Raw genomic sequence first — 23,937 nt, forward strand, 5'->3', positions numbered from 1 at the left:
CGTGTATAAAAAATGGGGAGAACAATGGGGATCGCGCGGTCTTGGCTGGTTCCGGCGCTGCTGGCTTGCGCGCTATTGGTGTTCACCGCGCAGCGCGCATCCGCCGCTCCGGGCCGGAGCGAGATCGCGCTCGCCGATGGTTGGCGCTTCCATCTCGGCGCTGTGTCGGGCGACGCTACCGCGGCATCGTTCGACGATAGCGGCTGGGAACGAATCCGGGTGCCGCACACCTGGAACCGGGTCGGAAATTACGGCGAAACGCGCCGGGCCGATGCAAACGTCACGCGCGGCGTGGGCTGGTATCGGCTCAAGTTCCAGGCACCGTCAGCCGCGCTCGGCCAGCGCTTCTATCTTCAGTTCGACGCTGCCAGCATCGTCGCCGAGGTCTGGCTCAACGGCCGCAAGCTGGGCGGGCACGCCGGCGCGTTCAGCCGCTTCCGGCTCGACGCCACCGCAGCGATCCGTCGCGACGGTGACAATGTGCTGACGGTCAAGGTCGACAATTCCAAACCCGCGCCGGGCAGCGCCACCGAGTTCGTCGTGCCGATCTCGGGCGACTTCTTCATGTATGGCGGGCTCTATCGCCCGGTAGCGTTGATCGTCACCGGCACCGCCCATGTCGACCTGCTCGATTTCGGCGGCCCCGGCATCTACGGCCATGTCACCAGTCTGAGCGACGCTCGCGCCGCCGTCGCTGTGCTCGCACGCCTGCGCAACGAAGCAGCGTCTCCGGCGGATGTCACCGTGCGGACGACGGTGACCGATGCCTCGGGCAAGACGGTCGCTCGGCGGGAGCAGCGCATGCGCCTGGCGGCCGGCGCTGCGGGCGAGAGCCGCACCGATCTTGCCATTGCGTCGCCGCACCGCTGGAACGGCACCGCCGATCCCTATCTCTACCGCATGACAGTCGAGGTGATCGGCGCAAAAGGCGCGGTGCTCGACCGGGTGGTGCAGCCACTCGGGCTGCGCACCGTGGCGGTCGATCCGAACCGCGGCTTCGTGCTCAACGGCAAGCCGCTACGCCTCAACGGCGTTACCCGCCACCAGGACCGACAGGACAAGGGCTGGGCGCTCACCGACGCCGATCATGCCGAGGATATGGCACTGATCCGCGAGATGGGCGCGAACAGTGTGCGCCTCTCCCACTACAACCAGGCCGAACCATTTTACGACCTGGCCGACAAGGATGGAGTGATCCTCTGGGCCGAGCTGGGGCTGGTCAACCTCGCCTCCATTCCCGGCAGGGCCGATACCCCGCCGGAGATGAAGGCAAGCGCGGAGCAGCAGCTCATCGAGCTGATCCGCCAGAATTACAACCATCCCTCGGTGGGCGTCTGGTCGATCGGCAACGAAATCACCAACTGGGCGTCGAAGGGCATCACGCCCTCCAACGCGCAGCCGCTGATGAACGCGCTCGATGCGCTGGCGCACGCCGAAGACCGCTCGCGTCCGACCTCGATCGCGGTGTGCTGCGAGACGCTGCCCGGGCAGAAGGACGATGGCCGCGACACCACTTCGGGTACGGCGGATACGGTCGGCTACAACCATTATTTCGGCTGGTACGGCGCGGGCGGGGTCGACGATGCCGCGCGGCTTGCCGAGGTGATGTTGGGACTGCATCAGATGCGTCCCAACCAGCCGGTGGGCGTCGGCGAATATGGCGCCGGCGGCGCCGTTACCCAGCACACCGACAATATCCGCGGCGGCAAGGTCGAGAGCATCGCCCGGCCGCAGCCAGAGGAATATGAGGCCGGGGTCCATGAACTCGCCTGGAAAGGCCTGGCGTCGCAGGATTTCCTCTGGGGCACCTATGTCTGGCAGATGTTCGACGCGACCAGCGACTTGCGCTTCGAAGGCGACAGCACCGACATCAACACCAAGGGGCTGGTGACCTTCGACCGCAAGATCAGGAAGGACGCCTTTTATTTCTACAAGGCCGCTTGGACGACAGCGCCGATGATCTACCTGACCAGCCGCCGGTACGTCGACCGTGCCTATCCGGTGGTCGATGTGCGGGCCTATAGCAACGCGGCGAAAGCCAGCCTGACGCTCAACGGTCGCGCCATCGGCAGCGCGGCCTGCGCCGACCATGTCTGCATCTGGCCCGGCGTGCGGCTCGATCGCGGCGATAATGTCCTGGCGGCGACCGTGGAGGGTGCGAGCGACCGGATCGTCTGGCGCTACAACGGCCCCGACCGCGCGCTGCACATTCGCGCGGGTACGCTGACGGGCGCGACCCTCGCCGACGGCACCCGTTACGGCTCCGACAACTTCTTCGACGGCGGCATTGGCACTACCCTCAATCCCTACACATACGCGCTCTATGTGATGCCGAAGCCCGAAAAGGGCAGCCGGCGGGTGCTCGGCACGGAGCAGCCCGATCTCTACGCCAGCTGGCGTTCCGGCGCGCGCTTCAGCTACGCCCTGCCGCTGCCCAATGGTCGCTATAAGGTGACGCTGCATTTGTTCGATCCGACGGAGACCGAGAAGGGCAAACGGGTCTTCACTGTGGCGGCTGGCGACGGCAAGCCGGTGACGGTCGACATCGTGGCGAAGGCCGGCGCAGGGATGACCGCGACCACGCTCGATCTGCCGGCGACCGTCACCGACGGTCTGTTGCGGTTAGCATTCGAGGGTAAGGTGGGTGACGCTCTCGTCTCCGCGATCGATGTGGTGGGCAGCTGACCAGAGGTGCCGCCGATTTCAGCGCGGGGTAGTGAGCGGGGTGCGCCGGTGGGGAGCGATCAGCCGGGTCGTCCTCGGCAGACGCCACGTACCGCGTCGCGTAAATCGAGCGTCGAGGAGAGGATCATTCGGGCGCCCGGTCGAGGCCCTCCTGCTCGGTGAGGCGGAAGATCAGGTCCATCGGAAACCAGGTGCCGTCCGGTCCGGCAGCGGGGATCGGCTGCTGGAACCGCTTCATCCGCGCGGTCCACGCGATCACGGCCGGATTGGCGGCATCCATCTTCGCTTTCTCGTCTTCCGAAAAGGAGTCGCTCGCATCGATGATCATGAAGAGGCGATTTCCCGCGCGATAGATCTCCATATTCTCGATGCCGGCGTCACGGATCGACTGGGTCACTTCCGGAAAGGTGTTCCCCACTTTGTGCCAGCGCTCATATTCCGCGATAAGTTCGGCGTCGTCGACGAGGTCGAGCGCAAGGCAGATGCGTCGGGTCATGCGTTGTTCCAGCCGCCGTCGATGATATTCACGGTCCCGGTTGTGAAGGACGACAGATCGCTGCCCAGATAGAGCGCGAGTTCGACTTCGAGACGTCCCATTTTGGATGCTTTTCCTATGGAGTTACGTGAGCAGGCCGCGGCACCGGCGCGTCGGCGCGGATCAGGCCACGATCCTTGAGGTCGCTCCACAGCGCGGGGGCAATATCGATGCGCATCAGCCGCACCGCCTCCGTCACCTGGCGCGGATTGCTCATGCCGGGGATCACCGACACGACCTGCGGGTGCGCAAGCGGGAACTGGAGCGCGGCGGCCGCTATCGGCACACCATGCTCCGCGCAGATATTCTCGATCGCGCCGACGCGGTCGATGATCGTTTGCGGCGCAGGCTCGTAATTATAATACAGGTCGCCACCCCGGCGCACGCCTTTGGCGAGGATGCCCGAATTATAAGGACCGCCGAGCACGATCTTCACGTCGCGCCGCCCGCACAGCGGCAGGAAGGTCGCGAGCGAGTCCTGTTCCAGCAGGGTGTAGCGGCCGGCGAGCAGAACGACGTCGAGCTCGCCCTCCGCCAGCACTTCCTCGCACACCGCATATTCGTTGACGCCGAGCCCGATCGCGCCGACCGCTCCGCCGTCGCGCAGCTCGCGCATCGCCCGGTAGCCGCCGTCCATGAATTCGCGGAACAGGCGGGGATGATCCTCGCCATGCGTGAAGCGGCCGATATCGTGCGCATAGAGGATGTCGATCCGCTCCCGCCGCAGCCGCTGCCGGCTCGCGTCGTACGAGCGCATGACCGAATCGTAGCTATAGTCGAATGCGCTTTCCACCGGCTCGGGCGTGACAAAGCCCTGGCGGAGCGTGCCGAGATCAGTGTCGGGGAGGACCGGATCGAGCCGCCGACCTACCTTGGTCGAGAGGATCGAAATCTCGCCGGGATCGATCTGCGGCAATGTGAGGCCGAGACGCTTCTCGCTCAGGCCGAAACCGTAATGCGGCGCTGTGTCAAAATAGCGAATGCCCGCCGTCCAGGCGGCGCGTATGGTCTCTGCGGCATTCTCCTCGGTCGTTGCGCGGTAGAGATTGCCGATCGCAGCAGCGCCAAAGCCCAAGGCGCCGAGTGCGCCGAAATCCACCATGAGCCGGTCCCGCCAAAGTCAACTGATATATCAGATAGAACAACTAATACCTTAGTGGTCAAGCGCGATTCCGTAGAATGCTGTTGCCACGCGTTCGAAAAGATCGGATCGGGCGTCCTCGCTGGACGGTGCGGCGAGATCGAGCGCCGTCTGTACCCAGTCCGCATAACTGTCCCCGGCATGGATGAGCACAGGCCAGTCGCTACCCCACATAAGCCGCTTCGGGAAATGCCGGACCAGATGGGCGACATAGGGCGCGAGTTCGCTTGCCGGTTGGCCGGCCGATTGTTCGGTCCTGAGACCCGAGAGCTTGCAAAACAGATTGGGTAAGGCCGCGAGTGCGGCGATGTCGTCGCGCCACGGGTCCAGCTCGCCGCGTGCCGCAAAGGGCTTGGCACCATGATCGATCACGATCGGCAGGTCGGGCCAGCGGCTGGCGAACCGGTGGAGCGGCGCCAGGTGACGGGGCTGGATCAACGCGTCGAAGCGGAGGCCGTGCGCAAGCATGGCCTCGATCGAGGGCGCGATCTCTGGGCGCAGAATCCACTCACTGTCGTCGATCGACTGGAGCATCGGCCGGAGGCCGCGAAGCTTGGGCCGTGCGGCCAGTTGGGCGATGCGCGCGGGCGCGTCGGCGTGGTCGAAATCGACCCACCCGATGATTGCCTTGACGGTCGGATCGGCCTCGGCCGTTTCGAACATCCAGTCGGTATCGGAATCGGCGGGCTGCGACTGGACGAGGACGCTGCCGACGAGGTCGCAATCCACGGCCGCCGCACGCAGATCATCGGGAAGGAAATCGCGGTAGATCGCCGGCCAATCGGCGTCAGGCCAGCTCTGACCCGGGCCGCCGATCTTCCAGAAATGCTGATGCGCGTCGAGAACGCGCATCAGAACATGCCGAGAATTCGCTGAAGCGCCGCCTGGAAATGATGCGACACCGCGGTTTCGGCGGCCGACGCGTCGCGGACCCTGGCCGCCTCCAGGATCTCGAGATGCTCGCGCAATGTACGGAGCGCGAGCGGCTGGGTGACGAGCCGCTCGAGGCGGATCAGTGTCACATAATTCTTGAGGCGGCGCGCGGTCGTCTCGATCAGGGGATTGCGCAGGCTCGCGATCATGCCGCCATGGAGCCGTTCTTCCAATTCGCCCAGCCGCTCGATCATGCTGGCATCGAATTCGCCCCGCTCTATGTCGTCGATAAGCGCCTTGTGGTCGGCGATCAGCGCCGCCACCGTCTCGACGCCAGCGGTCTCGGCATAGGTGCGTGCGGCCGCACGCTCGATGATCGTACGGAACTGATAGGTGCTGCGCGCCAGCTCCAGGTCCGGTTTCAGGAACTGGATGCCTGACCGTGGATGGATGGTCAGCACGCCTTCCGCCTCGAGCACCCGCAGCGCGTCGCGCAACGGCTGAACCGGAATATCGAGCAGATTGACCAGGTCGTTCTGCGAGACGAACGCGCCGGCGGGCACCTTCCCGTCGAACAAGCCCTCCAATACCCGGTCATAGGCGATATCGCTGAGACGGCGGGTATCGGGGGTCTCTCCCGGGCCAGATTTACCAGCCAAAGATGCCGCTTGCGTCATTCTATCCCCTGTCATATCTAATCATATAACTGATATTTCAGTACCTGCCCAATGACTAGATTGTAGTGGTGAAAATGCGGATAGTCGACTTCCGGATCACGCGTTTCCAGTTCCGGCGCGATCGAGTCATCGGCGACAGCCAGGTGCGGGCGGACGACGTTCATCTCGCAACGCTCGAGCTGATTGGCGAGCAAGGTGCGGTCGGGCTCGGTTTCGTGCAGAGTCTGTTCCATCCGCTGGCTTCCGAGGCGGAGCTTGCCCGTGTGTTTCGCGAGGAGGTCTGGCCGGGTCTGGAGAACGAGCCGGCGGGAGCGATCGCGCATCGCGTCCACCGCCCGCGCGGTGGAAATATCCGTCGCCTTTCGGTCCCGTTCGAGGAAGCGCTGCAACAGGCGGTCTGGGATCTCTTCGCCAAGTCGGTCGGAATGCCGCTATGGCAATTGTTGGGGGGCAGGCGCGACCACGTCCGGGGCTATGCCAGCGGACTGGATTTCCACTTGCCCGACGATGCGTTTTTGGCGCTGTTCGAAACGGCCCGGTCGCAGGGGTTCACTGCCTTCAAGATCAAGGTCGGACATGCCGATCTCGATCGCGATATCCATCGCCTCGATCTGCTTCGCAAAGCGGTAGGGCTGGGAGCGATCGTGATGATCGACGCCAACGAGGCCTGGTCTCCCAAGCAGACGATCGCCAATCTCGAAGCCATGCGCCGCGCCGGGCACGACATCTTCTGGGTCGAGGATCCGATATTGCGCCACGATTTCGAGGGACTGAAGCTGCTGCGCCAGTGCGCCGGCACGACGATGATCAACTCTGGCGAGTATCTCGATGCTTCGGGCAAGCGTCAGTTGCTCGAGGCGGGCGGTGCCGACCTGCTCAATGTGCACGGCCATGTCACCGACGTGATGCGGATCGGTTGGCTCGCGGCCGAGTTCGGCGTGCCGGTCACGATGGGCAACAGCTTCCTCGAGATCGGCCTCAACATGGCGGCGGCGCTGCCCGAGGTGAACTGGATTGAATACAGCTACCAGAATTTCGATCATCTCGTGGAGACGCCGTTCGCGATCCGCGATGGTCATATCTGGGCGTCGCACGCGCCGGGTCACGGGTTGGTGCTGAGCGAGGATGCCCGCCGCGACTGGCACCATCCTGAGATCGTCGACAAGGGTGGGCTCGGCGACGCGCCGCGCCAGATCTATTTGGGCTGACCCCGCGATCGTATCGTTTGCCAAGGACCCATTAAGAGGTGCCGGCGGTATCGGAGAGAATCTATGGAAGAGGCCGCTATCCCGCGATCAGGCGAGAGTTTGGTCAACCTGATGCGCGATCCCGCACATGCGGTGGGCGCGCGCAAATGGCTGCTGATGGGCTCGCTGACGGCGGTCTTCTTCGTGCTGCTCGCGCTCTATGCGGGCGTGCTCGGCGTGCTGCTGCCCAATCAGATCCAGCGTCTCGATCCGGCGAACAAGGCAGGCAATCTCGCCATCATGTTCGCGATCACTTCGGTGTTCAGCACGCTGACCACGCCGATCGCCGGCGCCCTGTCGGATCGCACGCGGGGCCGGCTGGGACGGCGGACGCCGTGGATCGTGATCGGTGCGCTGATTGGCGCCGCGTGCCTGTTTGCGGTGTCGCAGATGCACGGCTTCTGGGCGATCGCCGGTTTCTGGGTGGCGGCCGCCATCGCGCTCAATTCGATGCAGGCCGCGATCACCACGATCGTCGCCGACCGCTTTCCGGACCATGAGCGGGGCACCGTCTCGGGTTTTGTCGGCGCCGGCATGACGGCGGGGTTGACCGCCGGTACGGTGGCGGCCGGCCTGATGGCGTCGAATCTCGTGGCGGCCTATGGCCTGTTTGCCGTGGCGATCGCGGCGGTGAGCGTGCTTTTCGTGGTGTTGAATCCCGAACCGCGGATCGCGGTCGCGGCACCCGAATCTTTCCGCCTCGACGCGTTCCTCAAGAGCTTTTGGGTTTCTCCCCGCAAATATCCCGATTTCGGCTGGGCCTTCCTGGGGCGCTTCACGATCTACATGGGCTATCAGGGCGTCGTCACCTATCTGCTCTACATCCTCCAGGATCACATCCATCTGTCGATCGACGAAGCGAACCGGACGATCGCGGCGCTCTCGTCGGTGACGTTCGTCGCTTTGGTGATCTCGGGCTTCGCTTCGGGGTTCCTTTCGGACCGGATCGGGCGGCGCAAGCCGCTCGTGTTCGCGTCGAGCATCATCATGGGAATGGCGCTGCTGGTGCCGCTGCTGATGCCCACGGTGGAAGGCATGTATGGTTATGCGGTGCTGATTGGGCTCGGCTACGGCGCCTTCATGTCGGTCGACATGGCGCTGATGACGCAGGTGCTGCCCAAGCGCGGAGATGGGGACCAATCGACCGGCAAGGACCTCGGCCTTCTCACCACCGCGATCAACATCCCGCAGATCATCGCGCCGGTGCTGGCGGTGATGCTGCTCAGAGCAACTGGCAACGACTATAGCGCGCTGTTCATCGCGGCGATCGCCTTCGTGTTTGCCGGCTCGTTCTTCGTCTGGCCAATCAAGTCGGTTCGGTGACGCTCAGCGCCGTCGGAATACTGGCGCGCGTTTCTCCTTGAACGCGGCGCGACCTTCCTGCGCGTCCTCGGTCGCGAAGCAGATCGTCTGCAGGTCGCGCTCATATTGCATCGCCTTGTCGAGCGGCATCGAGAAGGCCGCGCGCAAATTGAGCTTGGCGGTTTCGGCCGCGATCGGCGCACGCGAGGCGATCGTCCCGGCCAGCGTGCGGGCGCGCTCCATCAGCGCCTCGGGCGCGACGACGTCGCTGACCAGCCCCCAGGCGAGCGCCCGAGCGGCATCGATCGTATCGCCGGTCATGATCATCATCGCGGCGTTGGACATGCCGATCGAATGGGCAAGGAACGCGGCCATGCCGCCGCCGCCTATCCAGCCCAGCTTGATCTCGGGAGCGGCGAACTTCGCGTTCGAAGAGGCGATGCGGATGTCGCAGGACAAAGCCGTCTCCAACCCGCCGCCCAGCGCGTAGCCGTTCACGGCGGCGATGCTCGGTTTCAGCAAATGGTGGATAGCATCGCAATAATCGGTGCGGTTGCGGAAATCCCAGGGCGTCGCATAGCTGTCGAGTTCGGCGATGTCCGAGCCTGCGCAGAATGCCTTGGCACCGGCACCGGTGAGGATGACGCAGCGTATCTGGTCATTGCGGTTACACTCCTCCGTCGCCTCCACGATCGCCTTGGACATGGCGGGCGTGGCGGCGTTGAGCTTTTCCGGCCTGTTGAACGTGATGGTCGCGACATGATCCTCGACGGTGAAGAGCAGATTGTCGGTCATGGCGTTTCCTTAGCGTTCGGCGCCGGGCATGCGGCTCTCGGAATAGGCGTTCTGGAGCGCGTCGAGCATGATGCGGTGCGGGCGACGTTCGGCCAGGCCGTCGCGGATCAGCGCGGACGCCGCGGTCTGGAAGGCGATCGCGCCGTCGTGGCGCGGGCGGACAAAGGCGCGCTCGAGCGTCTCTGCGGTGTTACGGTAGAAATTGCCCCAGCGGGCGTTGACCCCGTCGTTGTGCCAGGCCGAGCGGCAGCTCGGCTGCCCGTGATGGGCCGGGATGAAATTCTCCTGTGCCTCCGCACTCATCAGCCAGCGCAGATGAGCGAGCAGCGCGGGCGTAACCTGCGCGCGCGTCGAGATGCCGATGCCCGTCCCGCCCAGCGTCGAGCCGGGCCGGCCGCCGGCCTCGGCGCGCGGCGCATCGGCGAAGGCGATGGCCCGGCCCGATGCGGGCGCGGCATAGTTCACATAGCCGTAGACGAGCGGGCATAACGCGACATCGTCATGCTCGGCCATATGACCGAGCAGGCCGATTGGGTTGAGGTCGCGCACCGGGTCCGGCGTGCGCGCGGCAAGGTCAGCCATCAGGTCGAGCACGCGGAGACCGACCGCCTCGCCCACGAAGCGTTCGGTGTCGACGTCGGCCGGGGAACCGGCGAACGCTGTCGCGACCGACTGGAAGGTCAGTGCCGCGTGCGGGCCCGCCAGCGAGAGTGCGACCGGCCGGCGCAGCTCGCGAACCTCGTTCCAGGTGACAGGCATCGGACGGTCGAGCAGATCGGCACGGCTGGCCATGACCTGGGTTGCGGCGTCGAGCGGCAACGCCCAATGCTCGCCCCTGTAGCGATAGCTGGCCATGCTCGGTCCAATCGTCTCGCGCGCCAGCGTGGCGAGGTCCTCCGCGTCGAACAGGCTTTCCAACGGCTGAAGGCAGCCCGCGGTGACGGCCTCACCGACGTGCGGATGATCGAGCACGACCAGGTCATAGCGGGCACAGAGGTCCTCGATCGGATGCGTCTCGAACCCCTCGAGCGGTTGCTTGTCCCATTCGATCGCGATGCCGTCGCGCGCCTCGTCGAGCAACGTCGCGGCTGCCGCGAGCGCATCGTAGCCGCGCGGATGGTCCCAGGTCAGTGCACAATAGCGCATCAGTCCTGCCGAACGGTCCCGCTCGCGAGCAACCGCTCGATTGAAGCCTCGTCGAAGCCGGCTTGCGCCAGGATTTCGCGGCTATGCTCGCCGATCTGAGGGGCGCCGCGCTGGACGGTGGAAGGGGTCTTGGCAAAGCGGATCGGGAACCCCGGTGTCTTCACCCGGCCTTCGCTGGGATGGTCATATTCGACGAAGGTGCCGTTGTGCGCGATCTGCGGGTCCTGGACGAGATCGTCATAGCCATAGACCGGCCCCGCCCAGATATCGTTGGCGCGGAACAGGTCGAGCCATTCCGCGGTGGTCTTCGCGGTCAGCCGCTCGCGAACGGCCGCGAAGATCGCGTCGCGATGCGTCCAGCTATCCGTCTCGTCATCCATGCCGGCGAAGCTCGGCTCGCCGATCAGCTCGCCGAGCGTCCGGAGATTGGCGAAGGCCATGGCGATGAAGCCGTCGCCGGTGGCGAACACGCCGTAAGGCGCGCGGATATAGCAATGCGCGTGGCGTTCGGCCGAGCGCGTCTGCGGCTTGTGGCCGACGGTGAAAACCGACAGTTCCTGCATCTGGAGGGTGACGACCGCGTCGAGCATGTTGACCTCGACCAGCTGGCCCTCGCCGGTGCGCTCGCGGTGGAGCAGGGCCGCCAACACGCCTTCGAACGCCGAATAGGCGGTGATGGCGTCGGCGAGATACTGGCCGGCGGGAGCGGGAGGATCGCTCTCGCGGCCGGAGGACAGCATCGCGCCCGACATCGCCTGCAGAAGCAGGTCCTGGCCCGGCAGGCTCACATAGGGGCCGCTCTCGCCATAGCCCGAGATCGAGACGTAGATCAGCTTGGGATTGATCGCCGATAGCGTCGCATAATCCACGCCCAGCCGCTTGGCGACGCCGGGTCGGTAGTTCTGAACGAACACGTCGGCGGTCTTCACCAGTTCCAGCAGCACGGCCTTGCCGTCCGCGGACTTCAGGTCGATCGCCAGGCTGCGCTTGTTGCGGTTGAGCGAGAGGAAGGACACGTTGACGCGGTTGCCCGTTGCGCCGCCCGCCGCGCGAAAGCGCTGCCATTCGCCTCCGGTCGGCTCCACCTTCACCACATCGGCGCCAAGATCGCCCAGCCGCTGCGCCGCGAACGGCCCCGCCATCGCGATGGAGCAATCGAGTACGCGATAGCCGTTCAAGATACCCATGATGTCCTTCAGCCCTCAGTGCATGACCCACCCGCCGTCGACGTTGAGCGTCTGGCCGGTGATGAAGCCCGCGTCGTCGGACGCGAGGAAGGCGAGCGCCTTGGCGATGTCGGCAGGCGTGCCGCGCCGTTTGACCGCCTGGCGATCGAGCACGAACCGCGTATACGCCTCCGGATCCGGGTGGATCTTCTCCGCATCGGTCGGAAAAGCGCCGGGCGCGATCGCATTGACGGTGATGCCGTCGCCGCCGAACTCGCGCGCCCAGGCCCGGGTAAGCCCGACCAAGGCGCCCTTGGACGCGACATAGGGCGAGAGCAAAGCCCAACCGCCATAGAAGGTTACGCTGGCGATATTGATGATCCGGCCCCATTGCCGCGCCTTCATGCCGGGCAGCGCGACCTGGACTGCGACGATGCCGGCATCGACATTCACCCTTTGCACCGCCTGATGCTCTTCGATCGTATATTCCTCGAAGGGCTTGGACGGGTAGATCGCCGCATTGTTGATGACGACGTCATAGCCGCCGGTCTTCTCCGCCACGCGGGTGAGGTCGGCGCGGAAGCGGGCGAGGTCCGAAAGGTCGCTCGCAAGCACCACCAGCCGCTCGCGGGATTCGGCCGGCGCCGCGGCCTCGAGCGCCGAGACCTTTGCGGGATCGTTATCCACAGCGACGACGTGGGCACCGGCTTCGAGGAAGGCGAGCGTCGTCGGCAGGCCGAGCCCACCCGCCGCGCCGGTATAGAGGATCGTACGGCCGGCGATGCTCATGCCTTCGTCTCGCGTCCTGGGATATCTGGGTAGTTGCCGCTGGGCTCCGGGAAATCGGTGTCGGGCTGGCTGCCGATCGCGCGGATGCGGGTCTCGGCGCGGGCAATGGCGTCCGTGCCGTCGAGCACGGCGAATACGGTGTCGTAGCGCCGCTCTTCGCCATGTTCGAGCCAGATGAGCTCATCGCGCTGGCGGGCAAACTGCTTGCCCAGCACGTGGTTGGTCGAGGGCTCGATACCCAGCGCATACTGGCCGGCCTGAAAGTTCTGCCATTCGTAGTGGCAGGGGAACTGGTCCTTGCGCGTCTCGACCAGCACTCCGAAGCCGAGTGCATCGTTGACCAAGGCGACCGGCACGCGGCCATCGGCATCGGCGGCCATCTCATACTGCCAGACCTGCTCGTGAAAGTCGTGCTGCGGGCGCGGCATCGTGCGGTAGCCGATGCCGCTCTTGGCGTAATCTTCGCCCGCATGCGCCGCCCAGACGACGTCGCTCAATGGGGCGAGATAGCGTGAGCCTTCGGCCAGCACGGGGTGGCCGATGTTGATGTGGTACAGGAACATGTGCGGCGTGCGGTAGAAGCCGTGATTCACGACGCGGTCGTGCAGATGGATCTCGTTGCTGCCGACCTCGGCTTCGATCCGGCGGATCAGGTGCAGGTCCTCGCCGAAGACGGTCGCTTGCTGCACCGTCCCCTCGGCCCAGAGGAAGCAGCGGTCGCCCTCCCATCGTTCACCATAGCCGGTCAGGCGGGCGGGAATCGTGCCGATGCGGCCGTGCAGCGACGACGAGACTGTCTGCCGCGGTCCGTAAGTATATTGGGCGGCATCGTCCTCATCCATGAACAGGATATGGTCGAGACCGCAGGTGACCATGAGGCCGGAGAAGGAGCGCAGCCAGGAAAGGCCGCCTTCGCCTTCATAATCATGCAGCCCTGGATGGCGGAAGCCGGCCGGCGAATGCCAGCCGATCGCGCGGCCATTATGCTCGCAATCGGCGATGTCCATCGCGCGGTCGACAAGGACGGTGAAGCGTAGCCCGGTGCCGGTGCGGAACTCGAGCATGCGAATCCCGCGTTCGATCCCGTCGCCGAGCGTCATCAATCGCACGCCCGCGAACTGCGACAGCGAGCCGGCATGTTCCGCGACGTCGCGCGCCGATATCGATCGGCCGAACAGCTCGACCATGTCCAACGTCCTCCGTTTGAGCGCGACCTATTGCCTAATCAAATAGATCAGTTGGCGCAACAGAGATATCAGTTCGTTAGGACGCGTTTGACGCCGATTACGGTTCGGTGCTCGTCGAGGACGATCGAGAGATCGGCGCGCGCCGGCATCTCCTCGAGGATGTGACGCGTCAGACGCTCGTAATGTTGGATGAAGATCTCGATCTCGGCGTCGTTCATCCCGGCGCCAATCCCGTTCCCCGCGGCGCGACGAAGGCCTTCCTCCTGCTCGGTGCGCCAGGCGCGGACGACGTCGAAGCTTGGGGCCTCCAGCAGGATGAGCCGATCGAGACGGGCGAACAAAGATTGATAGCGGCCGGCGAGCTGATCGTTGACATAGCTGCGCCAGCTGCCGGAGCGATCCTGTTCCGCCTCGAGCGCGTTCACCGGCGCGGCTAATGCCGCTTGGCTCTGCGGCCGGGCCCCGACGCACCAGCCTTCGAACAGGACGATCTGGACGCCCGGCGGGGCGACCTGCCAACGATCGGGCGGAGCACGATCGTCACACGCCTTGTCGAATTTCGGAAGCCGCACCGGCTTTCCCGACTGCAGCTGGTCGAGGATGATCATGCCGAGCGCCACGTCATGCGTCCCGGGCACGCCGCGCGTGCGCAGGAGCGGATGCACTTCCTCGCTGAGCGCGTTCCGTTCCGCGGCGGTCAGGTAGAGGTCATCGAGCGACAGCACCGCCGAGCGGATGCCGCTCGCAATCAGCGCCGCATGGACCTGGGCGGCCGCCGTGCTCTTGCCGCTGCCCTGCGCGCCGCACAGGCCGATGACGATCGGCTGCTCGCCGCCGCGCGCCAGAGCGTCCCTTACGTCGCGTTCGATGATAGTCGCGACCGGCGGAAATTCAGGCGACACGGTCTCTCGGTTCCTTGCCGCCGAAATATGCCTCGAGATTGGCCGCGGCCCGCATCCCCATCGCCACGCGGGTTTCGATCGTGGCGCTGCCGAGATGGGGCAGCAGCACGACATCCTCGCGTTCGAGAAGGGCAGGGTGCACGTGCGGTTCCCGCTCGTAGACGTCTAGGCCGGCAGCGGCGATGCGGCCTGCCTCGAGGGCCTCGGCGAGCGCGACCTCGTCGACCACCGTTCCTCGCGCGGTATTCACCAGAATGGCGCTGGGCTTCATGCGCGCGAGCATTGCGGCATCGATCAAGTGCCGCGTCTCCGCGCCGCCCGGCGTATGGAGCGACAGGACATCGGCCTCGCCCGCCAGTGTTTCGAGACTGGGCACGTAGCGCGCGGCGAACTTCGCTTCGATTTCGGCGGGGACGCGGCGACGGCTGTAATACGCGATCTTCATGCCGAATCCGGCCCGGGCGCACTCGGCCGTCTTCTGCGCGATCCTGCCGAAGCCGACCAGGCCCAACGTCTTGCCGACAATGCTCTGCCCGATCAGGTTCGTCGGTGCCCAGCCTTGCCAGGCGCCGGCGCGCAACACCCGCTCGCCTTCGCCGGCCCGGCGAGCCGTCATCAGCATCAGCGTGATTGCCAGTTCCGCCGTCGCATCGCTGAGGACATCGGGAGTATTGGTGACGACGATGCCGGCGGTCCGTGCGGCGGCCAGATCGACATGGTCCATGCCGGCACCGAAATTGGCGATGATGCGGACCCGGGCACCGGCAAGGCCGAGGATTTCCGCATTCAGCCGATCGGTGATGGTCGGACACAGCGCGTCATAGTCGCGCATCGCCTCGGCGAGCTGGCTTGGATCGAGCGGCGTATCGTCGGGATTGAAGGTAGCATTGAACCGCGCGCCGAGATGCTGCTCGACGGCATCGGGCAGGCGGCGCGTGACGAGCACGCGGGGGACAGCCATATCTCGTCCTATCCGAAATTACGGATGTCACCGGTCGTGACGTCGCTGCTGCCACGCGCGTCGATCGCGGTCGTGCGCGGACGCTGCGAGACGATACCGTCGATGATCGCGCCGCGGACATCGTCGAGCACGATCGTCGGGCGCGCGTCGGGCGCTTCCGTCCGGAAGGTCATGTCGCGCAGGATCAGCCTGCGTGCATGCCTGGCGAAGAAGCCGTGCGCGGGAAGCGTACCCATGAAGCTCACCTCCAGGCTGGTTACCCGCCGGTCCTCGGGCACACGCGCGGCGTCCTCGGCGGTGCCGCCGCCGCGGCTGGTGACGTCGATGTTCGCGAAGCTCACGTCCTCGACGGGTCCGTCGGCGATCCCGGCGACACCGCATGGATAACGGGGGTCGGCGCCGGATACGTTGATGTCGCTGAACTTGACGCGCCGGCACTTGCCCACCGTCGTGCCTGCCGGCGCCCGCAGGCGGGCGGCCTGGTGCACGAACAGCGGATGGTTGACCGGGTTACGCATGGTGATTCCGGATATGAGTACGTCCTCCAGCGTGCCGCCGTCCACCACGCCGATCAGGATGCCGCGGCTGTTCTCGCAGGTGCAATTGGTGATCTGGATGTTGCGGAAACCGCCATTGCTCTCGGTTCCCAGCTTGATGCGGCCCAGCGGCCCGACGCTGTCGACGCTGCTATAGGAGGACTGACGGTAGGTGCCGTCGAGCAGGGATCCCATCGCATAGCCCATCGTCTTGCAGCCGATCACGGTGACGTCCTCGCAGATCACCTTGCGATCGAGCGCGTAGCTGCTCTTGAGGACGATCGCGTCGTCCTTGGGCGCGTTGACGATGCAGTTGGAGACCCGCACGTCGCGGCAACAGTCGATATCGATACCGTCGCGGTCGGTGTCGATGGTGAGATTGTCGATCGTCATGTTGGTCACGCCGTGCGCGATCACGCAGAAATGCCCCCCCTGCAGCACCACGAAGTCACGCAGTACCACATTGTGGCAGTTGCGCAGCCCGATCGACTTGTTGGCGCGGCCCAGCACGGCGCGCTCCTTGGGATCGCGCAGCCGCGCCTCGCGCGGGGTGATGCCGAGCTCCGTTGGCGACTTCCAGCCGGGCTTGTTGTGCCAGCGGTCGCCCGGGCCTTCACGGTCGAGTCCCAGCCCATGAATCATGCCGCGCCCGACGATCGCGACGTTGCTGACGCCGTCGCCATAGATCAGGCTGTTATGAACATGGGTGATGCCGAAATCCTGGAATTGCTCCTCCATGTCGTTCTCGGGCTCGTCATAGGCGCCTTTGTGCGCGACGGGATCGGCAGCTTCGATCACCGCGCCCGCCGTCAGCACGATCGTCACATTGTCCCTCAGCCGGATCGAGAAGCAAAGATAGCGTCCCGGCGGCACGACGACGGTGCCGCCGCCTGCCTTGGTCGCCGCTTCGATCGCGCGGTTGATCGCGTGGTTGTCGATCGTCTTGCCCTCGCCCCGCGCGCCATAGGCACGCACGTCGTAGAATGCGCCCAGCGATCGCGCGGCCTGGGCCAGCGCCGGCTGCGAGAGCAGCGCGGCGCCCAGCCCGATGGCGACGGCGCGGCGGCTCAGTTCGGCTTCGGCCCGCAATCGCCTGGGTGCGCCATTCACTTCACCACCCCAGTCGCGGGGTCATAGATGGGTACGCCCGCTTTTGGCTCGATGCCGGATGCGTCCATCACTTTGCGCGCCTCAGCCGGCCAGGCCGTGCCCTTCACCAAATGGTCGTCAAGGATCAGATTGTTCTGATAGGCATCCCACATCCCACCGATTTCGGTGGTGTTGTGCCAGTTGCCGGTGGCGGTGTTGTCCGGGCTGATCCGTTCGGGGAAAGAGCCGCGCACCGTGTTGACGTTGAGCCACTTGCCCGCACCGTCGACCACGTTGCCGCGGACCGTCACGTAGCGCGACCCTTCGTCGAGATAGAGCGCGATCTTCTTCGGGATATCGTAGATGTAATTCTCCGCGATCACCGTGCCGGGGCTGGCGGAGAGATTGTAGATCGCGCCGCCATCCTCGAAATGCTGCTTGGCGCCATGGATACGGTTATAGGCGACGATCACGTCTCGGTGCGTCGTCGGCTCGCGATAGACGAGATTGGGCGCATAGTCGTAATAGCCGCGTTCGCGCGTGCGGTAGGACGGGTTGCCTCCGGAATCGTTCAGGCCCCACCCCCAGCCGATGTCGATTCCGTCATAGGGCACGTCCGAAATGTCGTTGTGCAGGATCAGCGCCCGATCGACATAGGTGCTGAGCACCGCGCTATTGTCCCGATAATCCTGGCTCACTTTCGAGATGCGGTTGTTGCGGATCATCACCTGGCGGTTGGTCTGACCCTCATTGACCGGATGATGCGCTTCACGCCGCACGCCGCCCACCAGGATCGCCCCGGCGGCGATGTCGGTGAAGACGTTTGAGGAGATCTCGATCGCCTGGGCGCCATAGCCGATGCCGCTGGCGTTCGCGTCGGGGTTGTTGCCGATGCCCAGCGCGACCTGGCCGAGATGGGCGAAGACGTTATGATCGAACTTGATCCGCTGCGCGGCCGAGACTTGGATCGCGGCGGGAATCTGCGACCATTCGTTGCGCCGTATCTCGAAGCCGGGACAGCCCCAGGAGCAGTTCGTCAGCGCATCCGCCGGTCGACTCTTCGATACGCCCGCCAGGAACGTGCCGCTCTGCTGGTTGGCATAGCCCTCGTTCGTCGAGGGACCCATCCAGCTCGTATGGGAAAAACGGAAGCCGCTGAAGCTGATGTCGCGGACCGGACGGTCGTAGCTGCCGCTGATCGAGATCAGATAGCGCAGGCGGGGCAGTTCGACACGGACCTTGGTCATGTCGGTGCCGGGCCGGGGGCGATAATATAGCTTGCCTGCCGCGGGATCGAGATACCATTGGTCGGGCTGGGTCAGGAAGGCGAGCGAGTTGACCAGATAGAGATGCGCGAACTCGGGCCCATAGGGCTTGTTCAGCGTGTCATAGCCCCAATTGTTATTGTCCCATGCAGGCTGCTGCATGACCAGCCTTCGGCCTTCGATTCGCTCGACCGGCGCAAAGCGATTGGTGAAGTAGCCCAGGCCCTCCACTTCGACGCGGCGTTGATCGGGTAGTTTGGCAAGATAGTCGTAGGCCGGATCGTTGATCACCAGCGCGGCATCAGTGAAGGTCACCGCCGAGCGCGGGATCTCGACCGCCGCGCGCTTGGCGAGGCGGCCATCCACCCAGAGCTGGCGAGCATCCACGCCCTTGGGGACCGAGGCGACGTAGAGATTGCGGGCCCGGTCGGCGAGCTTCCAGCCTTCCACGGCGACGCCGCCGGAGATCACTGGATGGGCATTGCCGGCCGCCTTCCACGTGACGCTATGGCCGTTCAGGCCGCCGTCCGCGGCTGCCAGGTCGAGAGGCGCTTCTAGCCGATAGGTACCATCCATCACGGTCAGCACCACATCGTTGCTCTGATTGGCGGTCCGAATTGCTGCCTGGGCGCGCTTCAGCGTGCGGAAGGGCCTGTCCTGCGTGCCCGGGCCTTTGTCATCGCCGACGGGCGAGACGAAAAAGCCGACCGTTGCCTGCTGCTGCGCCAGTCCCCCAGACGACACGGTGACACATAGAAGGATCGCAATGCGGCGCCACATATCTGTCCCACTCCCCTTCGGGTCGATCGTCGACCTCTGCCATCTGATATAGCAATATGCAGGATAGATATGTCAATTATGCTGGATCGCGGGAGGCGCGGGAGACCAATGTCGTGGAAAGCTCAAGGAGCTAGGCCCCCCTACTGAAACGCTGATGGACAATCCGCTTGCGGCCTGCTCGGGTTCGATGTGGACGCTGTGACGGGAGACATAACACAGCGGGCCTGACACCGCTTCCCACCCGTAGCGGTCGCATGGCCGCAATTTAGGCGAACGACCGCTTTTAGATTCGCTGCCGGCGATGGTTAACGGCGACAATAGGGCGCCTTGCGGACGCTAGACCCGCCCGACAATTGCAATCGACCATAGCCGATTGCTGTCATTTTGATCGGGATGGCGTACTGCCACGCGGCCTTCCGTATCCGGCTAGAGTCAAGGCATTCCGCGCCTGGTAAATACTTTGGACTCGAAACTGTTACTGCTGCTCTCGGAGGCAGCGCTCCCGTGCAATATCTGGCTCAACTTTGCCAACCAGAGTTGCATCGCTGTTGGTCTTTTTGTTGGTCTCACCAGTCAGTGCGAAACGTAATATAGTTGTAAATCAAATAGATAGATCTCACTAATGAATCCTGCCGCCCCAGCCAGCCACACATTTCAGCTGGTACCAGATCGTTTCGTCTGCCGATCAAGCGAGCGGGCCGAAACTGTGGCGGCTGGCCCATCGATTCGACGATGAGCGGAAGACGCTGGTCGGCCAGAAATACCCGAATGCTGGAATCTTCGCGGCGTCCAAGCGCCGCTGCAAAGACAAGCTCGACTGCGATCACGCCATCTGCAGCAGCGCAAGGTTAGCGAGCGCATGGTTCTGCCGCTTCAAGGACGAGCGCCGCGTCGCCATGCGCGCCGGAGGACCCGTCTCGCTGACGGATCCAGATCGTCTGCGCGACAGTGAATTCAAAAAAATCCCTATTGAACGAGCTCCACGCCGTACGACGCTAGCGCAATGGTGCCCGCGTAGCGCTTGTGCGACAGCACGCCGGTCTTCACGCCGTTGAACGAGACGGTGATCGGAGACGGTGTGGTGTTGACGTAAAGCGTACGCCCATCGACCTCGCGAGCGATCACGCCGGGCGGCGTCGCGGGCCCGCGCTTTATGCCAAGCGCTGGATAGAGCGAGCGCACCAGCGGCCCAAGGAGTTCGGTTTGCGGCGCGGTGGCGACATAGATTGCCTGGCCCTTGCCGAAATGATTGACGGTGATCGCGGCGCTCTTTTGCGGCGTGTTGGAGAATGTCGCCAGCGGCTTGGCGGTGCCGAGTTCGAGTACTTCATAATAGGGATCGCTGCCGGTCAGCGTCTGACCGTCGAAGGTGACCTTCAATGGCTGTTCGGCGCGATAGAACGCATTGGTCCGCAGGCCGAAAACGTCGCTCAACCGGCCGGGCAGGGAAGTTTCGAACCATTTGCCCGTTTCATCGACCTTCGCCGAATAGCCGGTCATGATCACCGTCCCGCCATTGGCGACGTACTTTCGCACGGCCGCCGCAGTCGGCTCGTCCATCACATAGGTGCTGGGAAGGATCGCGAGCTTGTACCGATCGAGCGCGTCGTGGCCGACGTCGATGACCGCGGCGTCGATATTGTCCTCGAAGAACGGCCGGAAGGCCGTCTGGGCCTGCCCGGTGTAATTGCCCTTGAAATATTCCGGCATCGTGTTCGGCCCCGGGGGCGGGCTGGTCAGCCAGAGGTTTTGGAACGAGAAGTTCACGGCGACCTCGGGCTGGCGGTAGCGCGGAAACCCCAGCGTCTTCATCGTCTGGAACTCGCGCGCGATCTGGGCGAATTCGTCGACTTTCCACGACGGGCGGCCGTCATGATCGACCAGGCCGAAAAGCGCCTGCTCCTCGCCGCCGATATGCGAATTGAACGTCCAGGCGAGGAAGGTCTGCGTGTAGTAGATCAGGCCGAAATAGGCCCACATCCGCGAGCGGCCGGGTGTGCCGTAATAGCCGCCGCCACCGGCGGTGAACTCGTTGAACCAGAGCGGGGTGTCATGACCTGCACGGTTTGACATCGCCTCGAACGCGGCGCCCCCCGGGTCGCCCGGATAAAAGCCTTGCGCGCCATACGTCGAGATCTTCTCCCACGAGCGCAGATAGTCAAAGCCCTTGGTGCCCGCCGTCGGCCAGAAGTTGGAAGCGACGGGAAGGTTCGGCGCATATTGCTTGCGCACCGCTTCCAGATCCTCGAGCGCGCCGATCGTGTCGTCGGACCAGTAACGGCGCAGGTCGAGATAGCGTTCGTTCGGGCCGGGGCCGCGTTCGTAGGGCAGGTCCACCTGATCCCAGCTGTTGATGCGGCGTGACCAGCGCTGGGTCGCCCAAGCTTTGTTGAGCGCCTCGATCGAGCCGTAGCGGCGTTTGAGCCAGGCGACGAAGCGGTCACGATCGGCAGCGGAATAGGACATGTGCCCATTCCCGATCTCATTGTCGTAACCCACGGCGATGACCGCAGGATTTCGCGCATATCGTTCCATCATCTTCTGCGCGAGGCGCTTGGCCAGGCGGCGATAGTCCGGATCGCTGATATTGTCCCAATAGCGGCTCGCCGCGTTGATCCTGACGCCGTCCTGGTTGATGATGTCGACCCCAGGATAGCTTTTGTGCATCCAGATCGGCGCCGGTTCACCGGGGATATCGACGATGACCCGGATGCCGGCCTGGTGCATCTGATCGATAACCTTGTCGAACCACTCGAACGTGAAGCGACCTTCTTCCGGCTCGAACGAGTCCCAGGACAGATCGCCCATGCGCACCAGGTTGAAGCCCGCGGCCTTCATGATCGCGATATCCTGCCGAATCTGTTCCGGGCTGCGATCGACCGGCTGATAGCAGGTGCCGACGAACAACTGGCCCTTGCCTGGCCATTCGGGGTGCCCGACCGCGCTTTGCGCACTCGCCGGTGACGTGAGACTGTTCGGCGCAACGCCACTAAAAACAACGAATGCTAGGGCAATGGCGGCGAGGCTAGCCGAGCGGCGGTGCATGGTAGGTCCTTCTTCGATGGATCGATGGTCGAAACGGCCGGGGAGATCGGTCGCGCTGGCCCCGGCGCTCCTTGGGTGTCAGGCCCAATGTATCTTGAAAACGCTGGCGTGGCGGGTCGGCAGACGGCCGGGAACGGCGATCGAAAGGGCTTTCGAGGTGCGGCGAAACTGAACCGGGCCAGCACCGAGCAGTTCGACGCCAACGACGCGGCCCTGCGCATGCGGCGCGCCGGTCCGCAACGAAGCGATCTCCGTCAGGTTCGACGGTTCGCCCAGCGTAATCGCATAGAGCGCCTTGCCTTTGACCGTGAAGCGGATGTCGCGCGCGGAATAATCGACATCCTCCTTGAACATACCCTCCGCTGCCTCGGTCGGTCCCTCGCCGTAGACGTTCCACGGGCGAGTGCCGTGGATGGCTTCGGCGTTGACCCTCATCCACGCCGAGAGCTCGGTCAGGAGCTCGTCTGATTCCGGCGGCAGCGATCCGTCCGCATAAAGGACTACGTTCAACAGCATGTTGCCGTTCTTGCTGACGATGTCCGCAAGCATGGTGATGATGTCGCTGGGCGTCTTGTATTTGTAATTGTCGCTGTAGAACCAGTCGCCGTTGGAGGTGTCGGTCTGCCAGGGCAGGGGATTGATCCCCTTGAGCACCCCGCGTTCGACGTCCTGCACCATTCCTTCCTTGAAGAACTCGCCCGTGCCGCTGTCCTTGCAATTGTAGACGGCCTCGAGCCGGCCGGTCCGGGCAATGCTGCTGTTATAGAGATGGGCGACCAGCGTGCGGCCGACTTCGCCGAACGGTAGGCCGCCGTCCGAATAGAGAAGGTCCGGCTGGTAGCTGTCGACGAGATCGCGGATTCGTTTCAGCCAGAGCTGATGGTAAGCCGGGTTGGTGGTGTACCAGCTCTCCCTGGTGTTGCGGAACGGTTCGTCGCGATTGTCGTGATAGAGATCGGCATAGGCCGGATCGGCACCGTCATAGGGGATGCCAAGCTTCGGCCAGAACTGATCGTAGAGATGGTTCGGATACCACCAGCAATAGCTGGCACCGAGATGCTCGGAAACGCCGAAGCGGAGTCCTTGTCGCTTCGCTGCCGCCTGCCAGGTGCCCACGACGTCGCGCTTCGGACCCATGACGGCGGCATTCCACCGGTGATGTTTCGAGTTCCACAGGTCGAAATTGTCGTGGTGAACGCCCATGGACACGAAATATTTGGCGCCAGCAGCGGCATAGCGGGCCATCAGCGCGTCCGGATTCCAGCGCTCGGCCTTCCAGAGCGGAATGAGGTCCTTGTAACCCTTTTCCGATGGATGGCCGTAGGTCTTGAGGTGGTGGTCGTAATGCGGATGGCCGGGTACATACATGAAGCGGGCGTACCAATCGCCCTGGCGCGGCACCGCCTGCGGCCCCCAATGCGCCCAGATGCCGAACTTCGCGTCTCTGAACCAATCCGGCGTGCGATAGGTTTTGAGCGATTCCTGCGTCGCGCTGAACGGACCGCGCGCGACGTCGCGTTCGGCCGCCGAGAGTGCCGCCGCTGCAGCAGGTCGGATCCGGCCCAGCGCGCCGGCGCCAAGGGCAAGAAGCGGGCCGCTCAAAATCTCGCGTTTGCTGAACTTCGTCATCTCTCCCTCCCGCCGTTAGTGTGCGCCAATTCCGTCCAGCTTTCACAGACGGTGCGCCGGTTGTTTTCATTGGTGCAATATTATTCTCTTTGATGCAACCTAGCCAATATGGAATTGCGGTTGGGCGGACGGCCAAGCGCTAACGGTTCAAAGGCTTGAGCCTTCGGACGTCGCAATCGTCGGCGGG

The 23,937-nt window shown here is 64.3% G+C and carries 19 protein-coding genes; 3 read left to right on the plus strand and 16 right to left on the minus strand.

Going from position 1 to position 23,937, the window contains the following annotated elements:
• Positions 1 to 24 precede the first annotated feature (24 nt).
• Positions 25 to 2,685: a glycoside hydrolase family 2 gene (locus tag SMA01S_RS10875; RefSeq protein ID WP_066821479.1), complete on the plus strand. Its 2,661-nt coding sequence runs from the start codon at positions 25 to 27 to the stop codon at positions 2,683 to 2,685.
• 124 nt (positions 2,686 to 2,809) lie between these two features.
• Here the strand turns inward: SMA01S_RS10875 and SMA01S_RS10880 are convergent, their stop codons facing one another.
• The 4 genes from SMA01S_RS10880 to SMA01S_RS10895 all read right to left on the minus strand — a co-directional run bounded on the left by SMA01S_RS10880 (position 2,810) and on the right by SMA01S_RS10895 (position 5,911).
• Positions 2,810 to 3,181 carry an L-rhamnose mutarotase gene (locus SMA01S_RS10880; protein WP_066821483.1) on the minus strand — a complete coding sequence of 124 codons (372 nt, stop codon included), beginning with the start codon at positions 3,179 to 3,181 and terminating at the stop codon, positions 2,810 to 2,812.
• 115 nt (positions 3,182 to 3,296) lie between these two features.
• On the minus strand, positions 3,297 to 4,322 hold the full coding sequence (locus SMA01S_RS10885; RefSeq protein WP_066821486.1) for an aldo/keto reductase: 1,026 nt from the start codon (positions 4,320 to 4,322) through the stop codon (positions 3,297 to 3,299).
• A 51-nt stretch (positions 4,323 to 4,373) separates the two neighbouring features.
• Positions 4,374 to 5,213: an amidohydrolase family protein gene (locus SMA01S_RS10890; protein ID WP_066821489.1), complete on the minus strand. Its 840-nt coding sequence runs from the start codon at positions 5,211 to 5,213 to the stop codon at positions 4,374 to 4,376.
• Positions 5,213 to 5,911, minus strand: a complete 699-nt coding sequence (locus tag SMA01S_RS10895; protein ID WP_066821492.1) for a GntR family transcriptional regulator — start codon at positions 5,909 to 5,911, stop codon at positions 5,213 to 5,215. The genes SMA01S_RS10890 and SMA01S_RS10895 overlap by 1 nt, the downstream gene beginning before the upstream one ends.
• A 74-nt stretch (positions 5,912 to 5,985) precedes the next feature.
• On the opposite strand from SMA01S_RS10895, the gene SMA01S_RS10900 reads away from it, so the two are divergent.
• Together SMA01S_RS10900 and SMA01S_RS10905 are read left to right on the plus strand one after the other, a co-directional pair.
• Entirely contained in the window at positions 5,986 to 7,119 is a 1,134-nt protein-coding gene (locus SMA01S_RS10900; protein WP_066821494.1) for a mandelate racemase/muconate lactonizing enzyme family protein, read from the plus strand.
• A gap of 63 nt (positions 7,120 to 7,182) precedes the next feature.
• Positions 7,183 to 8,481 carry an MFS transporter gene (locus tag SMA01S_RS10905; protein ID WP_245649238.1) on the plus strand — a complete coding sequence of 433 codons (1,299 nt, stop codon included), beginning with the start codon at positions 7,183 to 7,185 and terminating at the stop codon, positions 8,479 to 8,481.
• Between the two features lie 3 nt (positions 8,482 to 8,484).
• Here the strand turns inward: SMA01S_RS10905 and SMA01S_RS10910 are convergent, their stop codons facing one another.
• From SMA01S_RS10910 to SMA01S_RS10960, 12 genes are all read right to left on the minus strand, one after another.
• Positions 8,485 to 9,255 (minus strand): enoyl-CoA hydratase/isomerase family protein, encoded by a 771-nt coding sequence (locus SMA01S_RS10910; protein ID WP_066821496.1) that lies wholly within the window; start codon positions 9,253 to 9,255, stop codon positions 8,485 to 8,487.
• Positions 9,256 to 9,264: 9 nt separating this feature from the next.
• A complete protein-coding gene (locus SMA01S_RS10915; RefSeq protein WP_066821498.1) occupies positions 9,265 to 10,401 on the minus strand; it encodes an ABC transporter substrate-binding protein in 1,137 nt (378 codons plus the stop codon).
• Positions 10,401 to 11,588, minus strand: a complete 1,188-nt coding sequence (locus tag SMA01S_RS10920; protein WP_066821500.1) for a CaiB/BaiF CoA transferase family protein — start codon at positions 11,586 to 11,588, stop codon at positions 10,401 to 10,403. The genes SMA01S_RS10915 and SMA01S_RS10920 overlap by 1 nt, the downstream gene beginning before the upstream one ends.
• A gap of 15 nt (positions 11,589 to 11,603) precedes the next feature.
• Positions 11,604 to 12,356, minus strand: coding sequence for an SDR family NAD(P)-dependent oxidoreductase (locus tag SMA01S_RS10925; protein WP_066821503.1), 753 nt, complete (start codon positions 12,354 to 12,356; stop codon positions 11,604 to 11,606).
• The gene (locus SMA01S_RS10930; protein ID WP_066821659.1) at positions 12,353 to 13,543 is read right to left on the minus strand and encodes an aldose 1-epimerase family protein; all 1,191 of its coding nucleotides are present in this window, start codon (positions 13,541 to 13,543) and stop codon (positions 12,353 to 12,355) included. The genes SMA01S_RS10925 and SMA01S_RS10930 overlap by 4 nt, the downstream gene beginning before the upstream one ends.
• Positions 13,544 to 13,611: 68 nt before the next feature.
• The gene (locus tag SMA01S_RS10935; RefSeq protein ID WP_066821506.1) at positions 13,612 to 14,445 is read right to left on the minus strand and encodes a kinase; all 834 of its coding nucleotides are present in this window, start codon (positions 14,443 to 14,445) and stop codon (positions 13,612 to 13,614) included.
• Positions 14,435 to 15,406, minus strand: a complete 972-nt coding sequence (locus tag SMA01S_RS10940) for a 2-hydroxyacid dehydrogenase (RefSeq protein ID WP_066821509.1) — start codon at positions 15,404 to 15,406, stop codon at positions 14,435 to 14,437. Before SMA01S_RS10940 ends, SMA01S_RS10935 begins: the two co-directional genes overlap by 11 nt.
• Positions 15,407 to 15,414: 8 nt before the next feature.
• Positions 15,415 to 17,052 carry a rhamnogalacturonidase gene (locus SMA01S_RS10945; protein ID WP_245649239.1) on the minus strand — a complete coding sequence of 546 codons (1,638 nt, stop codon included), beginning with the start codon at positions 17,050 to 17,052 and terminating at the stop codon, positions 15,415 to 15,417.
• Positions 17,049 to 19,076, minus strand: coding sequence for a right-handed parallel beta-helix repeat-containing protein (locus SMA01S_RS10950; protein ID WP_066821512.1), 2,028 nt, complete (start codon positions 19,074 to 19,076; stop codon positions 17,049 to 17,051). Before SMA01S_RS10950 ends, SMA01S_RS10945 begins: the two co-directional genes overlap by 4 nt.
• A 566-nt stretch (positions 19,077 to 19,642) precedes the next feature.
• A complete protein-coding gene (locus SMA01S_RS24560; RefSeq protein WP_157093899.1) occupies positions 19,643 to 19,903 on the minus strand; it encodes a hypothetical protein in 261 nt (86 codons plus the stop codon).
• 139 nt (positions 19,904 to 20,042) lie between these two features.
• Positions 20,043 to 22,121, minus strand: a complete 2,079-nt coding sequence (locus SMA01S_RS10955) for a beta-galactosidase (RefSeq protein WP_066821515.1) — start codon at positions 22,119 to 22,121, stop codon at positions 20,043 to 20,045.
• Positions 22,122 to 22,199: 78 nt separating this feature from the next.
• Complete coding sequence (locus tag SMA01S_RS10960; protein ID WP_066821518.1) at positions 22,200 to 23,750, minus strand: alpha-L-fucosidase; 1,551 nt, start codon at positions 23,748 to 23,750, stop codon at positions 22,200 to 22,202.
• Positions 23,751 to 23,937: the final 187 nt, after the last annotated feature.

It is taken from the genome of Sphingomonas mali NBRC 15500 (assembly GCF_001598415.1).
GTDB classification, from domain to species: Bacteria; Pseudomonadota; Alphaproteobacteria; order Sphingomonadales; family Sphingomonadaceae; genus Sphingomonas; species Sphingomonas mali.